General features: G+C 40.7%; 14 protein-coding genes, 1 tRNA gene and 1 pseudogene. 7 read left to right on the forward strand and 9 right to left on the reverse strand.

Annotated features, from left to right (window positions below; all coding sequences use genetic code 11):
• Positions 1-111 precede the first annotated feature (111 nt).
• Positions 112-1179, forward strand: a complete 1068-nt coding sequence (locus FXW07_RS03175) for a YbhN family protein (protein WP_229393724.1) — start codon at positions 112-114, stop codon at positions 1177-1179.
• Between the two features lie 150 nt (positions 1180-1329).
• Here the strand turns inward: FXW07_RS03175 and queD are convergent, their stop codons facing one another.
• Together queD and FXW07_RS03185 are read right to left on the reverse strand one after the other, a co-directional pair.
• Complete coding sequence (gene queD, locus FXW07_RS03180; RefSeq protein ID WP_229393725.1) at positions 1330-1701, reverse strand: 6-carboxytetrahydropterin synthase QueD; 372 nt, start codon at positions 1699-1701, stop codon at positions 1330-1332.
• Positions 1702-1980: 279 nt separating this feature from the next.
• Positions 1981-2478: a serine protease gene (locus FXW07_RS03185; RefSeq protein ID WP_229393726.1), complete on the reverse strand. Its 498-nt coding sequence runs from the start codon at positions 2476-2478 to the stop codon at positions 1981-1983.
• Between the two features lie 940 nt (positions 2479-3418).
• On the opposite strand from FXW07_RS03185, the gene FXW07_RS03190 reads away from it, so the two are divergent.
• Entirely contained in the window at positions 3419-3769 is a 351-nt protein-coding gene (locus tag FXW07_RS03190) for a DUF2173 family protein (RefSeq protein ID WP_048119253.1), read from the forward strand.
• 854 nt (positions 3770-4623) lie between these two features.
• On the opposite strand, the pseudogene FXW07_RS03195 reads toward FXW07_RS03190, so the two are convergent.
• A pseudogene (locus FXW07_RS03195) lies at positions 4624-4785 on the reverse strand (IS630 family transposase); the annotation flags it as partial.
• Positions 4786-5139: 354 nt separating this feature from the next.
• On the opposite strand from FXW07_RS03195, the gene FXW07_RS03200 reads away from it, so the two are divergent.
• Together FXW07_RS03200 and nudC are read left to right on the forward strand one after the other, a co-directional pair.
• Complete coding sequence (locus FXW07_RS03200) at positions 5140-7800, forward strand: calcium-transporting P-type ATPase, PMR1-type (RefSeq protein ID WP_229393727.1); 2661 nt, start codon at positions 5140-5142, stop codon at positions 7798-7800.
• 472 nt (positions 7801-8272) lie between these two features.
• The gene (gene nudC / locus FXW07_RS03205) at positions 8273-9142 is read left to right on the forward strand and encodes an NAD(+) diphosphatase (protein ID WP_229393728.1); all 870 of its coding nucleotides are present in this window, start codon (positions 8273-8275) and stop codon (positions 9140-9142) included.
• 391 nt (positions 9143-9533) lie between these two features.
• Here nudC and FXW07_RS03210 read toward each other — a convergent pair whose 3' ends face one another.
• Entirely contained in the window at positions 9534-9995 is a 462-nt protein-coding gene (locus tag FXW07_RS03210) for a hypothetical protein (protein ID WP_052727898.1), read from the reverse strand.
• 457 nt (positions 9996-10452) lie between these two features.
• On the reverse strand, positions 10453-11643 hold the full coding sequence (locus FXW07_RS03215; RefSeq protein WP_229393729.1) for a HEAT repeat domain-containing protein: 1191 nt from the start codon (positions 11641-11643) through the stop codon (positions 10453-10455).
• A 481-nt stretch (positions 11644-12124) separates the two neighbouring features.
• Between FXW07_RS03215 and FXW07_RS03220 the strand changes: the two genes are divergently transcribed.
• Positions 12125-12196 (forward strand) — tRNA-Gly (locus tag FXW07_RS03220).
• A gap of 380 nt (positions 12197-12576) precedes the next feature.
• On the opposite strand, the gene FXW07_RS03225 is transcribed toward FXW07_RS03220, so the two are convergent.
• The 4 genes from FXW07_RS03225 to FXW07_RS03240 all read right to left on the reverse strand — a co-directional run bounded on the left by FXW07_RS03225 (position 12577) and on the right by FXW07_RS03240 (position 18109).
• Positions 12577-13698: a PGF-pre-PGF domain-containing protein gene (locus FXW07_RS03225; protein ID WP_229393730.1), complete on the reverse strand. Its 1122-nt coding sequence runs from the start codon at positions 13696-13698 to the stop codon at positions 12577-12579.
• The gene (locus tag FXW07_RS03230) at positions 13695-14459 is read right to left on the reverse strand and encodes a hypothetical protein (RefSeq protein ID WP_229393731.1); all 765 of its coding nucleotides are present in this window, start codon (positions 14457-14459) and stop codon (positions 13695-13697) included. Before FXW07_RS03230 ends, FXW07_RS03225 begins: the two co-directional genes overlap by 4 nt.
• 116 nt (positions 14460-14575) lie before the next feature.
• On the reverse strand, positions 14576-15403 hold the full coding sequence (locus FXW07_RS03235; protein ID WP_229393732.1) for a hypothetical protein: 828 nt from the start codon (positions 15401-15403) through the stop codon (positions 14576-14578).
• A gap of 90 nt (positions 15404-15493) precedes the next feature.
• Positions 15494-18109 carry a hypothetical protein gene (locus tag FXW07_RS03240; protein WP_229393733.1) on the reverse strand — a complete coding sequence of 872 codons (2616 nt, stop codon included), beginning with the start codon at positions 18107-18109 and terminating at the stop codon, positions 15494-15496.
• 1102 nt (positions 18110-19211) lie between these two features.
• Here FXW07_RS03240 and FXW07_RS03245 point away from each other — a divergent pair.
• Complete coding sequence (locus tag FXW07_RS03245) at positions 19212-20285, forward strand: hypothetical protein (RefSeq protein WP_229393734.1); 1074 nt, start codon at positions 19212-19214, stop codon at positions 20283-20285.
• Between the two features lie 33 nt (positions 20286-20318).
• On the forward strand, positions 20319-22847 hold the full coding sequence (gene mgtA / locus FXW07_RS03250; RefSeq protein WP_229393735.1) for a magnesium-translocating P-type ATPase: 2529 nt from the start codon (positions 20319-20321) through the stop codon (positions 22845-22847).
• The last annotated feature ends 20 nt before the right edge of the window (positions 22848-22867 follow it).

Raw genomic sequence — 22867 nt, forward strand, 5'->3', positions numbered from 1 at the left:
TTAAATAAATTATAAATAAGTGGCTGCCCAGATGTATAGCCGCATAAAATGCGTCTGATAGTTTGTGGGATAAAATTTTCGAATGAGAACGTATAGTATTGAGGATTTTAAATGAGTACAGGCTGGATCGAAGGTAAATCAGGGAATAAAAGCGAGAACAATGTCCACAGAAGTCTGCTATCTCCCCCACCCCTGGTCTTAAAAGTAGGCCGCTACTTTCCAACGCTTATCCTTATAGGGCTTGCTGTTAACCTTATTCTTCCGCAGCTTGCTTCGGTTGAAACGTCTGCGCATGTTATCAAAACAATGATTCCATGGGCTGTGCTACTGGCTGCCTTTGGCCAGGTTGTCAGTTACCTGGGAGCAGGTTTTCTTATGAATTCCATTGTAGCAAGAGTAAAACAGACAATCCCTATATTAAAAGGATCTATAATAACGCTTGCAGCTTCAAGTATAGGCATGCTGGCAGGAGGTCCTTTCGGAAATGCTGCAGCGACTTATCGATGGGCACGGAAATATGGTATTAGTGCCGAAGGCGCTGGGCTTGCTGGTACCCTGCCCACTATCTTCAACAATACGGTCTTGACAGTACTGGCTATATCTGGAATTCTCCATCTTCTGATAGCCCATAGCCTTTCTTCGGTGCAGTTTTTTGCCTTTATTCTAATCCTCACCTTACTTGGCCTGGGCTTTGCAGCAGTACACTGGGGATTAAAAAACAGGACAGCTTTCACACTTATTGTTGTCAGAATAGCAGCTTACTTTGCTCGGCTCTTGCATAAATCCTACACACCTGCTCCAACTCAGGCTTCAGTAAGCCGAATTTTTGCAGCCCTTGAAACTTTAAGCAACGGAGGCTGGGAGCGCCCGCTTCTTGGGGCTGTGATTTTTACGAGTTTTGATATGCTGACCCTTTATTTCTTCTTCATAGCCGCAGGGTTTCCTGTAGGGTTTGAGATCCTGGTCGTTGGGTATGGGCTCCCTATTCTCTTAGGAAAAATAGCTTTTCTCCTGCCAGGAGGAATAGGCGTTGTGGAGAGTTCTATGGCCGCTCTCTATACAGGCCTGGGAGTGCCTGGTTCAATTGCGGTTGTTGTTGTACTCAGTTACAGGGTATTTTCGTTCTGGATCCCAACGATAATAGGGTTTCCAATAGCGTTTTATCTTCAGAGAACATGAATACAACCAGTAGCGCCGATTCAAAGTTATATTAGTATGACAGATATCATTGTTGTATCCTGAAATGAGTTCGCAGATTCAGAACCATTTGAGAGTTCAATATACGTCTGCCCAAAGAGATAATGACTGAATGACTGACCTTTAAAAGAATTACGTTAAATATGTTGCACAGGCATTCTCCGATTCCCATGCCGTGACACTGGTAACCCTGATTTCTGGATTCTTTATCATGGTTTGAAGGGAGGTTGCTATGTACTGGGCAATGTTTTCCGAAGATGGCGGATTGCTGTCATTAAAGTATTCAAGCTCATTTAAAAAGTTGTGATCCAGTCTTGTCATGATTTCGGATACATTCTGCTTTAATTCTCCAAAGTCCACCAGTACTCCGGCTTCATTGAGTTTTTCGCCAGCCACACAAACTTCGACCTTCCAGTTGTGTCCGTGAAGGTTTTCACACTTTTTGGCCACCATTTTAAGCTGATGGGCTGCTGCAAAATGGGTAACAACTTTTAACTCAAACATAGTTACTAAATCTCCTTGTTGAACTTATGAGACAGTTACTTGATAAATAGCTTTCCAAATTTGTCGATATTTAAAAAATATGATGAAAAGCAACTTTTGCAGCAACTTTTGAAGCTTCAAAAGCCCTGGGGTACTTGATGAGAAAGTAAAAAATCAAATTGCGGGCGAACACCTCACCCTAACCATGCTGTCCGATAATTCAGTTTCAGAGAGAAAGCGTGGGAAAAATAAAGTATCTAAAGCCTTTAAATTAAAAAAAAAGGAGTTTTATAATTGATATTAGTGATGATTTTTTATTTTTTGCAGGCTGCGTAGAACCTTCGATGAAACCGCGATTCCCATGCATGTATCCAGGGTTGTTGAGGTCATCATTCCTATTACCTTTTCTCCCTGCAGGACAGGAGTACCGCTATCTTCAGGATCAGGCATATCATGGCACTGGAAGCCCAGAAAAAGCAAGGAAGCTCCAGAATTAGCCACCCTGCAGTAATTAATAGTGCGAGTATCGTTAACAAGAACAGCTAGCTCCAGCTCGGCCGGACTGCCAAATTCCGTGATCTCAACCGCAGTGTAAGGGGGAAGCTTTATCAAGGCTATATCGTAGCCTTTTAAAATTCTTGTAACAACGAGTTTTATTCCGTCAACTGTCAGATTGTCTCCTTCACCCCGAAATATATGAGAAACCGTAACCATGTAAGGTAATCCTTTGAGTAAGATAACTGCACCAGTAGTACAGCGCTTTCCATTGTGAAAAAAAGAACTACCTGCTTTTATCATAAGCTCCGTCAACCTGCAGATTTTCCCTGGGGATGTTTATGTTATTTCCGTTTTTACATTAAATAGTGATTTAATTATATTTAGCGTTATATATTTGGATGAGCATTTGCTTGTTGCCTGCTAGAGAATACTGGAAAATTTAGTTTTATTTGCCCTTAGTTTGGAGTGCAGAGGATAAGTTCCCAAGAAAATCAAACAAAAAGTTTGGAATGTTTCATATTCCAATATGCTAATTAGAGAAACTATGGTTATCGAAGACAACTTTACATTACATGAAACAAAATGCAAAAATGATAAGCTTCTCACTCTTAACAGCCATATTTCAGAAAGAGTTCAAACCTGGGAAAACCTGGTTTTGGATGAGCTCAAAAACAAAATGAACAAATTCTAATTGGAATTACAATAACATTACAATGACATTACAATAACATTACAATGACATTACAATAACATTACAATAACAAACGTGCATTTCGACCTTTTGCCCCCGTTAAAATCTTCCGTTACCTTTTTCCCGAAGCTTAATTTAAGATAAGCTTAATTTGAGATAATATATGCAGATTTTCTATTTATTCTCCAAAAGTTATAACAAGAAAAATGTTATTTTTTGAAGATATCTGAAGGGGTCGGTTTAAATTAAATGTTCAATTTTCTTTTTTTAATTTGATATTTTTATATAATATCATGCCAATCCCTTCTTATTCCTTTACGCAAAAAGCAGGCCTGAAGGAATGACTATCTTGCTGAACTGAACATTATTCACTGAAATGAGCGAATCATGCACAGAGGCATGAGGAAAAGCCTGCATGTCTATAAAAGCAATTTAAAGGACAAAACAGGAATTTAGGAAAAGCCTGAGATTTAGCAAACAATTCACGGTATAAGTTCACAGGTATAGACAGTTGATTGGCATATACTGAATTTAGTTGGGGGTTAGTATATGATTGTACAGGAATGCAATTTATCGTTAGATGAACTTCTGAAGTTTGACGGGGTAATGGCAGCCGGGATTTTCAGTCCCGAAGGAAAACTTGTGGAGTATAAGTCAAGAGATGAAATGCCAAAAGAAATGGCCGAGATGACTGCCAAATTCTGCGGAGCCGTGAACCTGATGTTCGATGCTCTGGCCAGTGCTTACACACAACTTTACAAGATGAACTGGGTACCTCAGCAAAACTGGATGTACAGCGGCGGAGACTGGACCGTTATGATCTCGGGAACGAGAGGGGTTTTTGTTGATAAGTCAAAAGCGGATTTAAAGAAGCTCTTTATGGCTCTGGGAATGTGTTAATGCCTTAATATTATTAATACCAAAACGACTCAGTACCAAAATCCAGTGATAAACGTGAAATTGAAAATCACTAGATTTTGTAATTGGTTATAATCCATTAAATACGTCCTCTCGATGGAAGTCTTTCGATATCAAATATTGAGTTTGATTGAAGAACGAATTCTTCCTGCAAGTTCATGATTTCAATCGAAAAATACAAAAATCACTAGATTTTGGACCAGAGTCACCAAAACACACATGATATTCTTAATAACAGGCACAAAGAAATGAAAGTACTTTTCACCCATCCTTTTTTGACTATTGATCTGTCATACCTTGAGTAGTAAGGTTTTCCTAACTATGTTTTTTTCTTGCCTGAAAGCTATCGGTTTTGCATTAGAAGCCGTCTTTAAACTTTTGCCTTTTACATGAAATAGATACCATGTCCCCCATGTTCCATTTAGCAATCTATTACAATATTTAATAAATATTTAGAAAATTAATGCAATTTGTCATGATTTCTCACTTAACCGAAGACACAATGTATACGGATCTCGATAAACGATTTCCTCTAATGCGGTTAATTTGTGCGGAAATACAGGTTCAAAACTCTTTTCAAAAAACAGGCTGGAACAACTAACTTTATTAATTATTTTCGCATTATACTCTGAGGGGGTGAAATATGTCACGTACTAATTTATGGGAAAACTTCTGGGATATAATGGGTGCGTTAATAATAACGATCATGATATTAATTGGAATTGCCAATTTATTATGAATTAAAACTTGCCCCATTTCTTATTTTTTGCTCATCTTCTAACATTTTAATAAGTAGTACATTAGGGAAAGTGATCTTCTTTACTTATTCTACAAAGCTATAGTCTCCATCTAACGGGTTTATCTTCCTTCAATACTCTACCATTCTTGAATGATTTCATTGACGTTAAGTCTTCTCGTCTCATTTTTCAGTAATATTCTGTTGTGTTCCTATGTGGAGCAGCTGGAGGGAAAAGCAATATTTGCAACCAATATTTGTTTTTTGAAAGAATGTATCCTCTTCAAATTCAATGGAGAATTTTCCAACTCAAAAAAATGTGCAACAATTTTATCATACAGTTATGAAGTTTAATGCGTTGTTTGATATTGGGATTCAGACTTAATTAAATTTTTAAAACTTTAGTAAATAAATGAAATTTACTTTTACCCATACAATTTGAAGAGGATACCTTTAAGGACGTTCTCAGAAAATAAATATCATTAGTAATTTTTTACATCCCAAGTTCTATATTCTATTAATATTATTACTACCTTGAATATTATATTTAGAACTGGCAAATTATGGACGCTTTAAAATTAAAGTGATTGCCTGATTGACTGGAGATAAAGACTAGATGTATTATGATGAAGCCGCAGATGCGGTTCTAAAAACTCTGGACACATCCGAAGAAACCGGACTGAGTTCGGAAGAGGCGGAAAAACGGCTTGAAAAATACGGAAAAAACGAACTTAAAGAAGAAGAAAAGACGTCAGTTGTAAAACTTTTTCTTTCCCAGTTCAAGAGTTTTCTGATTATAATTTTAATTGCTGCAGCACTGGTTTCCGCTTTTCTAGGAGAGTTTGTTGACGCTTTTGTGATCCTGTTTACTGTAATCCTTGCCGGCGTGCTCGGTTTTGTTCAGGAGTACAGGGCCGAAGAGTCAATCAAACTTTTGAAATCGTTGACCAGTCCTGAAGCCCTGGTTTTGAGGGACGGAAAAGAGGTAAAAGTCCTTTCTTCCCTGCTTGTCCCGGGCGATATTTTGCTTTTGCAGGCAGGAGACAGGATTCCTGCTGATGCGAGATTGCTTGAGGCGCTCTCCTTGCAGATAGACGAATCCTCCCTTACCGGAGAATCCGTTCCTGTAGAAAAAAACACCGCGATTTTCCCTCCTGAAACTCCGCAGCCTGACAGGAAAAATATAGCTTATACCGGAACCTCGGTCACTTACGGCAGGGGAAAAGCCGTTATTACGGCAACGGGCATGAGCACGGCTTTTGGGAAGCTGGCCGGGCTTCTTGAAGAAATTGAAAGGGAAAGAACTCCCCTTCAGGAAAAACTTGACCAGTTCGGGCGCTGGCTTGGGATCGCAACCCTTATAGTTGTGGCTTTTGTGGCTATACTCGGGATCATAGAGGGTTTTGATCCTTTTGAGATGTTCCTCTGGGGAGTTGCCCTTGCCGTTGCGGCAATTCCGGAAGCTCTTCCTGCAGTTGTGACAGTCGGGCTTGCACTTGGTGTCCGAAGAATGGTAAAAAGGCATGCCCTTGTAAGAAAACTACCATCGGTAGAAACACTTGGTTCAACTAACATAATCTGTACCGACAAGACCGGGACGCTTACCCAGAACAAGATGACTGTTGAAAAGGTGTACGTAAACGGAACCCTCTTAAAAGTTACAGGCGAGGGGTACAAACCCACAGGAGATTTTTTCAATGGAGACAAACCTGTTTCTGAAGATATTCACCTTCACAGGCTACTGGCTACAGGAACCCTCTGTAACGATGCAGGACTGTTTGAGAACGAAGGGGTATGGGATATCACAGGTGACCCTACCGAAGGTGCTCTTGTAGTCGCAGCAGCTAAAGAAGGCATCTGGAAAAAAGCCCTTGAGGAGAAACACGAGCGTAAAGGGGAAGTTCCTTTTTCTTCCGAGAGGAAGATGATGACCACCCTGAACAGTTCCGAAGATGGACTGTATGCATATTCCAAAGGAGCTCCTGAGGTTATTCTTGCTTCCTGTACGAAAATTTTCCTTGGAGGACATGAGGAAGAGCTAACCCCTGAAAGAAAGCAGGAAATCCTGAATGTTGTAAACGACCTGGCAAATCAGACTCTCAGGGTTATGGGATTTGCCTACCGCAAGGTCCCAGAAGACATCCTGCCTGAGGAAGCTGAAAAAGAAATGGTTTTCTCAGGGCTCATGAGTATGCGTGACCCACCAAGAGAAGAAGTAAAGGTGGGAATTGCCACCTGTACCAGTGCAGGAATCCGAACCATAATGATTACAGGCGACCACAAGACCACGGCTTTTGCGATTGCAAGGGAACTCGGGATTTTCCGTGAAGGAGACCTTGTCCTTACAGGTACCGAACTGGAGGCACTTGGCGATAGGGAATTTGAGGAGATCGTGGAGAAAGTTTCGGTCTACGCACGGGTTTATCCAGAGCATAAGCTGAGGGTAGTTGAGGCTCTAAAGAAAAAGGGATATATAGTTGCAATGACCGGAGACGGGGTAAATGATGCTCCTGCCCTGAAAGCCGCAGATATGGGCATTGCAATGGGCATTACAGGCACGGACGTCAGCAAGGAAGCTTCGAGTATGATCCTGACTGATGACAACTTTGCATCCATCGTGTCAGCAGTCGAAGAGGGCCGGAATATCCTGAAAAACATTAAAAACTTTATTGCCTACGGCCTTACCTGTCACATAGGCCTTGTTATCATTGTCCTTGTAGGAGTGCTTGCCTGGCATACTCTGCCTGTCATTGCGGTCCAGATCCTGTGGATCAACCTTATAACAGATGGCCTGCCTCCAATGGCGCTTTCCATGGAAGCTCCTGACAGAGGGCTTATGAAGCAAAAACCAACTAAGGCAAAAGAAGGACTCGTTTCCAGGAAAATGCTTACAGCAAGCCTTGGATTAGGAGCTTTGATTGCAATCCAGTCTATCTGGATCCTTCACGAGTCTCTCAATAATGGAGTTTCTCTTCCAAAAATCCAGACTCTGATCTTTACCCTGGTGGTTATTTCCCTGATGTTCAACGCCTTTAACTGGCGTTCTGAGAGGTATTCGGTATTCTCCTTGGGAATCTTTACTAACAGGTCCCTTATCTATGCCGTACTGAGCACTGTACTCCTGCAGCTTGCAGCAGTTTACGTGCCTATTATGCAGACGGCTTTCAGGACTGTTCCCCTCTCGCTTTCCGACTGGGCAATGATAATTCCACTGGCTTCGACCACACTTATAGCCATGGAGTTTATGAAGTATCTGGAATGGAGAATTCACAGGTAAAATCAAAAGAACAAAACAGTAAAACCAATAAATAGGGTTTGTTTTCAAGCATACCCTTTTTCTTTTTCATTTTCTTTTTCATTTTCTGTTTCTTTTTCTTTAGATTACCAGACATTGAGGCTTTTTTGATTTACTTTAATTTCCAAACGCTCACTCGCTTGACCACAGATACTCGTTTGCTTGATCACGGATGCTCGTTTGCTTGATCACGGATGCTCGTTTGCTTGATCACAAACTCTCGTTAGCTCGATAACAAACGCTCACTCGTTTGATCCACCGCTTTGTCTGGATTTTGTGCATGGATTTTGCTCTTCTGGTTCCTTTTTACAATGCTGGAATAAACGAAACACTTGTAGCCGAAAAAGCGGAAATAATAAAGTGGTTTTAAATTAGATGTCCTGAAATCAAATTGCTCCTGAAATAAAATGTTCCTGTAACCATATATAGAACAAAAACAATAAGTATGCACATTATGACCCCAGTAGACAGGGAAAATCCCATTTGCCCGGAATTCTTCCCGGAATTTATCATAGGCATCGAGCCGCCGGTTGACAGGACGGAAAAAGCGCTCTGGTTTATTTTCCGGGGCCGCGAGGTTCTCCTCAAGCTTAATAAAAACCCTGGAGCAATCCCAAAAATGCTGGACTTTGGAGAGCTCGGGCTTCTAGGAACTCGGGAACAGTATCTTGGAACACTTGAGGGAACTCACTGCTATTCCGTGGAATTGCCTGAAGATGCACAGGCGCCTGAGGGAATGAAATTCGCAGACCTCAGACAGGCGTATACGGAAATGAGTGAAAAGTGCTTTGCACTTGTGAATAAAGCCGTCCAGATTATGGAGTGGGATAGAACAAATCAGTATTGCAGCCGATGCGGGGCAAAAACTCGGCAAAAACCCGGAGAAAGAGGAAAGGAATGCCCTGACTGCGGGGAGCTTTTCTACCCGAGAATCTCGCCTGCCGTTATTGTACTTATTCGAAAAGATCATGAGGTTTTAATGGCAAGGTCACCGAATTTTATGCCAGGCCTTTACGGTTTGATAGCCGGTTTTGTTGAACCAGGAGAATCAGCCGAAGCTGCGGTAGTCAGGGAAACAAGGGAAGAAGTGGGAATTAAGGTCAAAAATATCAATTATTTTGGAACACAGGCCTGGCCGTTTCCGAATTCTCTTATGATCGGGTTTACTGCGGAGTACGATTCAGGGGATATCCAGCCCGATGGATTTGAGATCGAAGATGCCGGATGGTTTTCGGTTGAAAACCTGCCTGGGCTGCCTGGGAAAATAAGCATTGCAAGGAAGCTGATTGACCATTTCCTTAAAGAAGAAGGGCTGGAAGTTTAAAGCCAGATTGGGAATTCAATTTTCAATTCAGAATTTTATTCTTCCCGCTGCAACCTTTTTTAATTCTTTATATTAAATTTGGGATGTTCATAGGGCTATGGGGATTGCCATGTGCCCGATTTCTTCATTCCATAACCTGAGTTCAGGGATATTGTATCAATGGTATTAAGTGCCAATGAAATTTTTGCGAAATATAATGGAGTTAAAATTAAAGTTGCGCATTTTTAAGCACATAAATGTTGCATGATATCGATACATGTGCTTAGACTTAAGCACATCATATGCAAGGAATTTCTAAATAGAAATCATCTGACCTCACAGAGATACGAAAAAGTATATATGCGCCTAAAAAGCCGGAAGATAGGGTAGATAGTTCTTCCAGGTTATTCAATCAAAAAGACGAAGTCGTAAATTTATACACAAACTTCATGCCACATGAGAACAGTGCCAAACCAATCCCAACATAAAAGAATCCTATGTCAAAAGCTGGCAAAAGACTAAATTTCCGAATAGTAATTCCACCTAATATCATTACTACCATAATCAGGTACGACTTTTTATCAAAAAATTCCAGAACAAACATTTTCTTTCTATTATCTTTACTTATTCGAGTCGTGTGCTTCTCAACTAATTTAGAGAAAATGAAAAAATAAAATACTGAAAATACCGAAGCAGCTAAAAAAACACTAAAAATATATCTTCCTTGATTTATAAAATAGGGTAATCCAGTCTCTATTACCATTGTTCCAGCAAACATCCAAACGATGCCTGCAATCAAAATTAAATATTTATTAGGAATCGATGATTTCTGTTTGAAGCTGTTTTTCATATCACTATTTAAACTTGCATTCATGACATAAAAACTTATAGTATTATGGCTCTGTAGAAAACTTACATTTCAACTGAAACTGCAGTAAAAAAATATGTATGTAGACAATCCATCTACATTTATATGTGTCAATCTCCTGGTTTGTAACCAGGAAATGAGATTTCAACAGAAAATGCCAACTACTGTATCATTCCAAAGTATGTCAGAAATAATTCCAAAGTATGTAAGAAATAATTCCAAAGTATGTAAGAAATAATTCCAAAGTATGTAAGAAATGAATTTTTTGAAAACCACTGAAAGCACGGAAGATACGGAAATAAGTAGTTAAGGAGTGGTTCTTCCGTGCTTCCGCGTTTTCCGTGGTTGTAAATATCCAGATAAAATCACTCTGCGACCGGCTGCGTTTTCCGTGTTACAGAATTCCATGTGACTTTAAAATAATATTTGCGCCATAAGCTGCAATTATTTTCTTATTATGTGTTTATTTGAGAATATATGTACTGGAATTAGCAGCCTTTCTCAAAACTTCTGTCGCAAAAGGTGCTTTTTCGTCAGTGCGACTCATCAGTTCTGCGGCGTAATCACAATATTTGCTGTAGAAACTAAGCTCATCTTTCATTTCAGACAAGTCTAGATCTCCCATATTCTGGACTTCTTTTAATGCTTCTGCAAGGTATTGAACAGCTTCAAAAAGCTGTTTTTTGCCCTCAGAGTCTTCAGTTGCAGCTTTAGCTTCTTCCAGATATTTGTTCACTTCTTCTTTAGCTTCCTGTCTTTTGAAAATTATCGTATAGAATGAACGATAAAAAAGGAGACAAAATTGAGCAGGGTTACCATAAGATACTTCCTTTGTTGCAATTTCGAAATATTTTATTGCCTCTTCTAATTCTTTTTTGTAATTTTCCTCTGTTTCTGCCTGGGAAACCATGAATATTGAAACTCTTCCAAGAGAATGATTTGAGGAAGATCTAACATAACTGTTTTGATCATTGGTCAGTTTAAGTAAATCATTCCATGCCTGTCGCTTATCTGAAAAATGGGAAAACGCAGAACCAAGAGCATAGGCAGCACTAGACCTAACTTCATGGTCTTTATCATTGATCAGTCTAAGTAAATTATTCAAAGCCTGTTGTTTATCTGGCATTTGAGAAAATGCAGATTCAAGAGCTAAGGTAGCACTTATCCTCACAAAAATGTTTTCATCATTGATCAGTCTATGTAAATCATTCCATGCCTGTTGTTTATCTGGCACTTGAGAAAACGCAGAACCAAGAACTTCGGCAGCATTAGACCTCACTAGCCAGTCTTTATCTTTAGTTAGTCTAAATAAATCATTCCACGCCTTCTGCTTATCTGGCACTTGAATAAATACAGAATCAAGAACTCTGGAAGCACTAGATCTAACATCATGATCTTTATCATTGATTAGTCTAAGTAAATCATTCCATGCCTGTTGCTTATCTGGTATATCAAAAAATGCAGAATCAAGAGCTCTAAAAGCACTAGATCTAACATCATGATCTTTATCGCCGGTTAGTCTAAGTAAATCATTCCATGCCTGTTGCTTATCTGGCATGAAAAAAAAGAAATTCTTCAATTCCTCAAACGCATATACACGCGCCTCTGGATCATTGCTTAGACATCTATTGTGAATTTTTTCCTGATCAACCAACTTCCAAACACCATAAATATAATAAAAGTTAACGTTTAAAAATATTTCTATAAAACTGTCTAAAAACTACATTTGATTCTACAAACAGGATAATGTACTATACTTTAAGGCAAATACAGACCTGAAATTCAGAATAATTTTCGACCGGAATATAAAGTCAACAATTACAATTACCCAATTGTAGAAAGGAGTCAAGCTTTGAGACAAACTGCGATTTGGTTTTCGGGAATAATCTAATTCAGGAACTCCACTATGTTAATTGAGAGTTATATCTGGAAACCCATTAAATTAGTTCCATTTCATGATCACTACAAAAGAAAATAAACTAAAAAGATCTCTTTAAAGAAAAAAACGAAAATATATACTCTGCCTCTCGGATATAGGTGATATAAAACACATCCCCAAAAAATCTCATCGGGGTCAACTTAATTAGTTAGAAAAAATATAGTATAAAGCCGGCAGGGTATCCTGTAAACTTCGAACATCAGTAGTGTAGCGGTCATCACCGGGCGTTGCCAACGCTCGAACCCGGGTTCGAATCCCGGCTGATGTATTGCCCGAGTTCCGTCACCCGAGTCCCGTCTCGGGAGGACGGTGCCCTTTTCGCTCACTTTGTTCGCTCAAGAGGGATGAATTATGGCAAAGATAAACTGATTTTTAACTCCTTCATGGGACTATTTATCCAAATTTCGTAGAGGATTACCAGCGGGCGGGATCATAAGCCTTTCAAAAAAGCTTGCCTGCAAACTTTTATAGAAAAAGTTTGATTGAAAACGATTTACGTTTGAATTTGAAGAATCTTATCCCCGAACCCTATCGGCGTGATCAACCGGCGCAACGGTTGCGGGTCAACGGTTGTTTTAAAAAAGAAAGATAAGCAGCTTTGAAGGCTGCTTTAAATTGAAATCTATTTTGAGATTCAGTACTCTATCTTTACTTTCTTCTTATGATATAGTACACCGCACCAAGGACTCCCACAGATACTGCAGACTCAAAGCCCGGGATAGATCTCCAGCCAGAAGGTTTTTTCTCGTTAGCTGCAGGATTCGTATCAACATTTTCTGTGGTGGGAGTGGTTGTATTTACTTGGTCATCAGGTTCCAGTTCTATGCTCTTATCGGGTACTACAATTGTGAAGGGTCCGAAACCAGGAGTTTTGGACTCGAAGAAGACATAGGTACTGTCTTCACCAACTTTTGCGGTTTCAAGTTTGCTCCAGGATTTGTTGTAGTTCCAGAGAGCTACAGAAGTTTCGTCAGCTCCGCATTTCTCGAGCCAGGACTTTTCAACTCTGAAGCCGACAACTGCGTTTGCAATGTTATTGGAGTTTGCAATTCCTCCAGAACCTACCCAGATGTTCACGTTCTTATAGATCGTACCTTCTGGCAGGCCCGAAACCAACTTGGACTGGCCTTTCAGCATTTCAACGATAGTAGTTACTTTTCCCAAACTCTTTTTGGCATCAAACTCCACATACCTTATACAGGTTACACCCTGTGTGAACTCGAACCTTACACGTTCCCCAGCGTTGACAGATTTCTTAGATAGTTCTTTGGCCGCAACATTACTCTGAGGCTCAGCAGAACCGCCTCCGCCGCCTCCACCACCTGAGCTGCCACTTGAACCGCCACTTGAACCGCCACCTGAGCTGCTACCACTGACAGTGATGGAACAGTCGGCAGGAAGGACAGAAAATTCAGCTTTGTTGATATCTCTTAAAATTCCCACAATTTTGTACGTACCGGTTGTTGCTGGAGCTTTCAGAGTGTAGCTGAAGCTCTTTTCAGTCATGAGCAGGAAGGAAACTTCGCTTCCATTTACAGCTACAGCTCTTTCCGGCAGGGTAGAACTAACAAATGTGAAACCAGCAGGAAGCTTTTCAAGTACCTGTCCGGCAGCACCGTAGTCCGATACATTGACTGTTACCTTGAATTCCTGATTGGGACTAACCGAGGAAGGGAAAGTCCTTTCTGCACTGCCTGCAGAAGCCGGGACGGTAAACAAAGTCAGGGCCAGGAGCAGTATAACAACAAATCTTAACTCAGGCCGTTTCATATCCGATCCCACCCATCAGCAAAATACGCACCCAGAACTGCATACTTGATCCCACTAGATACGTCATTATTGTTTACAAGAGCCTCAATTTCCTCAGGAGAGAAAACCCCATCAGAACCTCCAAACGTTGTTGCGAGTTGACTTTCTTTCAGTACAATTATGGAAATGCTGTCTGTATCTACAACACTGTTTCCTGATGGGTTCGAAGCTGTGAATTTGAATTTGAACTCGCCTGGTACAGTACTGACTACATTACAGGCATACTGATCTCCACCCTCTGAGTTTAATGAAACCACACCCTGTTCTATACTGGTGAGGTCGATCGTCACTGATTTGATACCAGAGTCGTCTACAACCTTTGCCGTGACAGTAGAGAAATCTTTTCCGTCATTCAGGATGTATTTTGGGGATGCAGATAAAGCCTGTATTTCAGGAGGTATAAAGTCTCCATAAAATGTAAGGTCAAGTTTAACTGGATTAGCTCCGTGTTTATAAGTTACGGAAACAGGCTCGGATGCAATACCTCCCAGCTTGAAGATTATCTCTTTTCCGTTATCTTGCTCGGTACCATTAACTGACACCTTGTACTGCCCAACCTTTGTAAGAGTGTACGAGCCAACAAGCTTTGAATCTATATATGCAGAGATTACGAGTCCGGGACCCGCTTGTGCAGCATCTCCTTTCAAACTTCCTTCAAACGCGTTGGGGAGAGAAGGAATAGTAGAAGAAGAACTGGCAGATGCGGCCGGAACAAGGGACATGCCCAGTATCAGAATAACCAGGCATAATAAAATTCTTAAATGTTTGTCCTTGATCGTCATCATGTCACCTTGAAATTTTACCGTTAATCATGTAGACTTTTTTTTGAAAAAGTCCTTCAGCGATTCCTTCTAGATCCCCTCCCGAAATCGGACCCGAAAACAAGCAGAAGTATGCCTGCAACCGCATAGACAATAAAGAAACCTGGAGCACTTTCGGATTTAAGAGAACTTTTGGAAGATCCTGCTGCCTCTTTAGCCTCGGAATTTTCGCTTGAACCTTCCGAAGCCGAAATGTCCCGCTCAAGAACTGAACTTTCAACGGCATCAGCTTTGGAATCCTCTGTGGAAATTATCTGTTCTTCATTATTTGTCAAAGGTTCTGAATCTGTTTTTAAATTTGAATTGCTATTTGAATTGCTATTTGAATTGCTATTTGAGTTACTATTTGAGTTACTATTTGAGTTACTATTTGAGTTACTATTTGAGTTACTATTTGAATTGCTATTTGAATTGCCATCTGAATTGCTATCTGAATTACTACCTGAGTTACTTACAGTAGTAGTCTCGGAATATACCGCCTTACCATCAGGCAGCTCAAGGGTAACTATAACTCCAGATTTCCAGGCAACACTGCTTGCAGCATCCTTTCCGTTCACCTTAAAAGTAATCGTTTTTCCTTCATCTTCAGCAGTACCAGGAATAAATAGGGAGTAATTTCCTGAGGAAGTATCTGCGAGATACTCCTTTTCATTAAGATAAGCTGCAACAATAGTCCCGTCGGGAGCAGGCGTACCGTCAATGAGAGCAACTCCTATTACTGTCATCGGAAGTATCGGGGGGGATGGAGGGACGTCCTCAGCTGCCATACAACCCTGGGAGAAAGCCAGGAAAAAAAACAGTAGCATGGATGTTCCTAAAAGTCCATTTTTTAATTTTTTATTCATTGTAGACCTCCAGTTATATGTGAACAACAAAAAGAAAAAGAGCTATTCAGCCTGAACAGGCTGAACAGTCAATTGTTTCAGTAATTGCACTTACTCCATACTCGAGTAGTCGGACATCTCCGGTTTGTACGAGTTTTCGATGGATGCGTAGGTACCTGCATCCTTCATGAAGATCCAGTAACCCTGTCCGGGTACCATACAGCCATCGGTTTGAAGTGCTCCAACTGGTCTTGGATCAGTGCTACTCAGGTATTGAATAGACGTAGATCCATTTCCAAGTAGGCTATCTGTCATGCTAGGAATTATGCCGCCCCAACCCTCACTGGAACCATAAGTCATTAGGTTGGAGAACCTGTAGTCTCCAAGAAGCTCAAAGTCATTGAGCGAAGACAAAGTTGTGGACCAGGGTGCATAATATGAAGAGGTATGCCCTATCATGTGCCATCCAGGAGTGAGCTCAAGAGAAGCAGGCACTCCAGGGTCAGTACTAGATGACATTCCCTTGAACTGGACATTGGTCACGCGAGACTTTTCAGTGTAGACCCAGTAACCCTTGCACGGCTCAATAGTCTCAGGGAACTGCCAGCATGAACCGTCCCAGTAGAGGACTGTGCTGCCATTGCCAAAGACATCTTCAGTACAGGCTTTCGAAGAAACAAGTGCCTTCGGCACGGATTTCAGGTTCCAGCCTTCCTCAAGCGTGATAGTCATATCTTCATATGTCCTTACAGGCCCACACATTGAGAAATTAGAGTTGTAGTTGCTTGCGTTGTCCCGAGCAATTACAGCCACCCAGTAATCCTTTCCGTAAATAAGGTCTTTCCCGTCGATTGCTTCAATGCACAGATCCGTAACACTTGAGTTTTCTAATTTCTGGTTTGGAGTCTGTGACCCATCTGTATGAGTTTCTAACCCGGTTGTGTTTACCTTCTGCATATCCTCAATACAGCCTGGCTTAGATGTGCTGATATAAACCTCGTATGGCATATCGGCAAGATCTGCATCAGTGCTTGCATTCCAGCTAACCATCAGCCCTGGATAATCATTCACATACTGCCAGTAAGTTAAACCAAGTGCATCTACAACATTCAGGTTTGCAACACAAGCCGGAGCAACACTGTCAACTGAGAAAGATTTCACATCAGGCTGGTAAGTCCTGCTGCTTGTAGAGTCGGTGATAACTACTGTCCAGTTTTTGTTCACTCCATCTTTTATTGCAGCTGTTATTGAATAGTTGTCTTCACCAACAACGAAGTCGCCAATATCGCAATCTTCGTCGTCGCAGCACGGTAAGTCCTCATCTTCCTGGTCGCAACTTGCATCTACTTCCTTACCATCAATGAGAAGCTTGTAGTTGAAAGGCAGTCCTGCCCCCTCCCCATTCTGTCCTGCAACAGTGAAGGTAAATGTCGGGTTTGAGGAAACGTATCCTCCATCCGGAGAAACGAGAGAGACACTAAGCCCGTCAAGGCTCACATAAAAGTCCCGAACTTCACTTGTAGCTTTGTTTCCAGCTCCGTCTTCAACAGAAACCGACCAGTTGTGGACGCCATCAGGAAGTTCAAGTTCCTTAGATATGGATTCGTCAGCCTTTGCAGTCCCAGAAAATTCATCCCAGGAATAGGCAGAGAAATTCTCAGCAAGTTGTCCATCTACATACAGCTGGTATGACAGATCAAGATTATATTGAGCAGCTAAATCATCCTTACAGGTAAAGTTGAACTTAGTAGCACCTATTACCTCTTTGTAGCAATCCTGAGGAGAAATAAGTGTCACACTGGGACATTTAGTGTCTACATACAGAGTACGAGACCCGGTTGTGTGCGTGTTTCCGTAACTGTCTCTGGTACTAATTTCCCAGGTGTGATAACCGTCAGCGAGTTCAAACTCAAGTTTTTTATATGCACCAGAGGTTATAACCCCACTACTCTTTTGGGCGCCGTCGAGAGAGAAAGCGTAGGTAAGTTGACTCCCAGACTGACCGTATGAATCGTATGCAGTGAAGTTAAAGGCGACACACTTTTTGGCAGCAAACTCGGAGGTAGGGCTAACTATCGTTATGTACGGATCACTAACGTCAAACCCATCATCAAAAGATTCATCTCCCAGCGGATTACCTGAATCGTCAAAGGCAGATATGTCTATATCCAGAGGACCGCTTACATCATCTGGAATCTCAAAGTCATAAGCAAAGGTGTCATCATCTATTTGATCCATCGGATCATCAGTCACAAAATCAGCGCCTACTAAGTTTACATTACTAACTCCGGATAAACCGTCGCTAATCGATATAGTGGCGTTATCAACAGGCTTGCTGAAATTTGCGATGATGTTTACAATGTCTCCCGGTCTAAAAGGACCGGTCTTGTTATATCCGAGACTGATGTTCAAGTAGTCATCAACGCTAAACACAAATGCGTCAGGGTCTGTCAGGAATTCATCACCCAACAGATTATTTCCCTCGGCGTCAAGTGGAGCTATCTTTACACCCAAAGAACCACTTACGATTTTCAATGGAATGACATACCCATAAGTAAAGGAATCTTCATCTATTTTTGTCATCGGCGTCGCAGGCCCTAAATCTGAACCAGAAACGTCAGTAAACGATATATTGGATTTATCAACAGTTTTATTGAAATCGACGGTGATATCTACAACGTCTCCCGGTATAACATTGGTTTGGTTGTAGGTGACATTAGCACTCATATTTTGTATATCAAAATGTACTGGTTCTGCAAATGCGCATCCTATCCCTAATAAAAGGGATATAACGAACATCGCACTAAATGGTATCAATCTTTGTTTCATATTTTACACCTAGATTCCGCAAATATCCAATTTTCTTCCAGTTTAAACATTGAACAGATCTTTTTCAATAATATTGTTAAGTTGAAAGATATAGCAGATCCCAGCTATTAAAACATCTTCAACAAACAGCATAAAAATATTGAGTTATTTAATGGCTCAATAGTTAAATAAATGAATACTGTTTGACAATCATCATCTACAATTTACCCCTATTTTTCAACCCAACCCCCTCTATATAATTAAATTGATATTATTATCTGTTCGGTTGACAAGAAACCCAACGCTTCTCCGAAATCGTTTTTGGTAGAAGTGGGGTAACATTTGGTCCTGATGCGGCAAGTATTAGCCTCTCTGTTCTTGCTGCTCAGGGAAGTGATAATCCTGTTTTTGAATCAGTGCTGACTGTACAGCCCTGAACATCATATATGTGCCCGCTAGCGAAAGGTGAAAATTTGTTGTGAGCTAAATTTCCACCGACTGCAATATTTTGATCTTAATGTACGGCACACATCTTTGTATATTATCTTAGGATGATAATATAGCTAAGATTACACGATAACTAATATAAATCTTTCTGACAGAATAGAATAATTAAATTTAATTAGTGTTAAAAAAGAATTTAATGTATATTAATAAAAATTCTTTAGAATGTAAAGTGAAAAGATTGCGATTTTTTGAAGCACATTCCAAAATTGTTAAATATTGGTTCTTAAAAAAGTAATACCTGAAAAATATAAAAATACAAGGGGTAGAAGATTCAGAAACTAAAAATTTTTGTTTTAAAAGACATTTTAGAGATTTTTCAAGGCTGGAAACAAGAAACTCCTGAGAGAAAGAAACCACGTTATCTTTATTGAAATCAAAGCTGATAAACTTGAAATGTGGAAAGCGCATATTTAAATAAAAACATTTTTTATACGAAAAACGCGGGGGTTTTAAAATTCGATATACTTTCCAGAATTCTACCGAACTTTCAGTTCAGAGAGACTTTGTTCAGGATATGCAGGATTTTATAGCGATTTCAAAGGAAGTCATACCTCTGGAAAAATCAGCTATAATGATAAAAAATGAAAACCGAGAAAGGCGTGCAATCTTCGAAAAAATGATTCAAGAAATAGATCTGTTTGAGAAGGAAATGAGGGAATGTATTGAGACCCTCGCAGCCGGAGTAGATTCACCTGAGATTCTTGAGGTAAAAGAGAAAACTCTTGAGACTTCCTCAAGCGTGGCGCTGGCAAAGAAAAATGAAAAACTTGCCGAGATTGACAGTGAGAATAAACTGGACCTCATGGAAATACAGCAGCTTGATACAAGGATACTCGCAGCTCTTAGCCCCTTTTTTGAAGACAGCATATATGGAGCCCAAAATGAATATTATGCCTTCATAGAAGATAAAACACTGAAGGGAAAGCAGGTTGGTTTTGTTGACAACCTGCAGTATGAGTTTGAACTTCTTTTTACACAGGACACCTTGAAGGTAAAAGACCTGCAAAACCTGACCTTGCCGATATGGTCAAAGGGCGGAATCCTATCCAGAGAGGAGAAAGTAAAAAAAATCGATGTATCCGACTTTTATATAAAGAACATTAATTATGAGAAAAATAACCTGAAAACCGTACTTGAAGATAAGGATGCGGAAAATAAGTTCACAATCTCCTCGGACGAGAAAGCTTTTCTGATTATATACAGGGACTACGAGATAACACGGGACCAGGAACTGGCTGCCGCCTTAAACAGGGAATCGGTTGATTCGTTCATAACAAAGCTAAAAGGGTTCTTCACCGAATTTGTGGGATCGAAGAAACTCATTAATATCACATTTGACGGGAAAAACGTGATGGAAGAAAACAGAGTTTTTGAATGTCTGAAACTAATTGCTTCCATATACGGAAGACTGGTAACGGAATGCCTTGAAAAAGGATATACTGAAGGGGAAATAACTATCAAAATTGAAGAGCCAGGTGGGACGAGGACAGAAAAATATCTTGAAAAATCGGAAATTTCGAAAGAGCTGTCAACTATCGGAAGGGAAGGAGAAGATCTGGCTACACTCCTGAGGGTTAAGGAGGGTTAAGAAAAGATAGGCAGGCGAGATGGAGAGATCCTGTTGACGCAAGGCCAGAGTAACGTTGAGTTCTGGAGCGTTCCTGTGCCAGAAATGCTCCAGAAGCTCCAAACAACCTGCGAAGGCTTGAATAGCTCGGAAATTAGTGAACGCCTTAAAAAATATGGTGCCAATCTCCTTAAACCAAAAAAAAGTTCAAATACCCTTAAAATTTTACTTTCCCAGTTTAAGAGTCCAATTATTCTTATTTTGCTTTTTGCAGCAGGATTATCTTTCTTTCTTGGAGATACTACGGATACTGTAATTATTATAACCATTATCCTGATTAGCAGTTTGCTTGGTTTCTGGCAGGAGAAAGGAGCTGCAGATGCCTTTGAAAAACTGCTCAGTTCAGTCGAGGTGAAGTCAACAGTATTAAGAGATGGAGAAGGAAAGGAAATTCCTGTCGAACAAATAGTACCTGGAGACGTAATAATCTTCGGTGCAGGCGATATAGTTCCTGCAGATTGCCTGATTATGGAATCAAAGGGGCTTTTTGTCAATGAATCTACTCTCACCGGAGAAACTTACCCGGTGGAAAAATCAACAAAAACCCTGAAAGCAGAAACTCCTCTTGCAAAGCGTGAAAACTCACTCTGGATGGGAACCAGTGTGGAAAGCGGAAGTGGAAAAGCACTGGCAGTTGCTACAGGGAAAAAAACAGAGTTTGGGAAGATATCAGAAGAGTTAAGAACCAGTGCTCCTGAAACTGAATTTGAAAGAGGTATTGCAAAGTTTGGCCATTTTCTGATGGAGGTTACCATGTTGATGGTCATTGCAATCTTTGCAATCAATGTTTATCTTCAGCGCCCGATTCTGGATTCTTTTCTTTTCTCCCTTGCGCTTGCAGTCGGGCTTACACCTCAACTTCTACCTGCAATTATAAGCGTTAACCTTTCTCACGGCGCAAGAGAGATGGCGGAAAATAAGGTAATTGTCAAGAGACTAGCCTCTATTGAAAATCTCGGCAGCATGAATCTACTATGTTCCGACAAAACCGGAACTCTGACCGAAGGAGAACTTCAGCTTCATTCTATTCGGGATGTGAAAGGAGATCAGAGTGAGAAAATCCTTTTTTACGCCAGTCTCAATGCCTATTACCAGAAAGGTTTTAAAAACCCTATAGACCGAGCAATCCTGGCACATAACAAACTAGATGTGGGAGAATATAAGAGTCTGGACGAAGCCCCCTATGATTTCATACGCAAGCGATTAAGCGTCCTTGTCTCAAAAAACGGGAATAGCCTGATGATCACTAAAGGTGCGCTCTCAAATATTCTTGAGATTTGCACCTTAGCAGAAGTAGAGCCTGGAAAAATTGTAGAAATATCAGAGGTCAAGGAAAAAATAGAGCAACAATATAAGGAGTTCAGCGAAAAAGAGTTTCGAACACTTGGTGTTGCATACAGGGATATGGACAAGCAGACTAAAATCGAAAAAGACCAGGAAAAAGGAATGACCTTTCTCGGATTTCTCTTGTTTTTTGACCCATTGAAACCAGGCATTGCAAAAACGATAGAAAACATGGAGCAACTTGGAATTTCTCTGAAAATAATTACCGGGGATAACAGGCTTGTGGCTGCCAGTATTGGCAAGGAGATAGGGTTTAAAGCCTCAAGAATTCTAACCGGAAGCGAAATTTACCAGATGACAAGCGAGGCCCTTATAGGAAAAGTAAATGACATTGATATCTTTGCTGAAGTTGAGCCGAACCAGAAAGAACGTATTATCCTTGCACTCAAGAAGAGAGGGAACGTTGTAGGATATCTGGGAGACGGTATTAATGACGCGTCTGCTCTTCATGCAGCCGATGTAGGAATTTCAGTTGACAGCGCCGCAGATGTCGCCAAAGAAGCTGCACAAATTGTGCTGATGGAAAAAAGCCTAGATGCACTTGTAGAAGGTGTCAAAGGCGGAAGAAAAACCTTTGCCAACACCCTGAAGTATGTTTTCATGGCTACCAGCGCCAACTTTGGGAATATGTTCAGCATGGCAGGAGCATCCCTTTTCCTTCCCTTTCTTCCCCTGCTGCCCACACAGATCCTGCTAACCAATTTATTGACTGATTTTCCGGAAATGACTATAGCCACGGATACTGTTGATAAAGAACTGATTGAAGAACCACACCGCTGGGACATAAATTTCATCCGCAAGTTTATGATGGTATTTGGCTTTACCAGTTCGGTCTTCGATTACCTGACCTTCGGGACTTTGCTTCTCCTGCTACCGGGTATGATAGAACAATTCAGAACAGGCTGGTTCATAGAATCCGTTGTTTCGGCATCAATGATAGTGCTGGTAATCCGAAGCAGAAAGCCTTTCTTCAAGAGCAGGCCAGGAAAATATCTACTAGTGGCCACTATTCTCATTGTAGTCCTTACTCTTTGCTTCCCACTCACGCCTTTTGCAGCCCCCTTTGGGTTCAAACCCCTACCTTTACAGGTCATTTTAATTCTTGGAGCCCTAATAGTACTTTATATCATTACGGCTGAGGCGATAAAGAGAATTTTTTATAAAAAAGTAAAATTTTAAGAGCTACCTGTACTGACAGC

This window comes from Methanosarcina sp. DH1, from assembly GCF_020804205.1.
GTDB classification, from domain to species: Archaea; Halobacteriota; Methanosarcinia; order Methanosarcinales; family Methanosarcinaceae; genus Methanosarcina; species Methanosarcina vacuolata.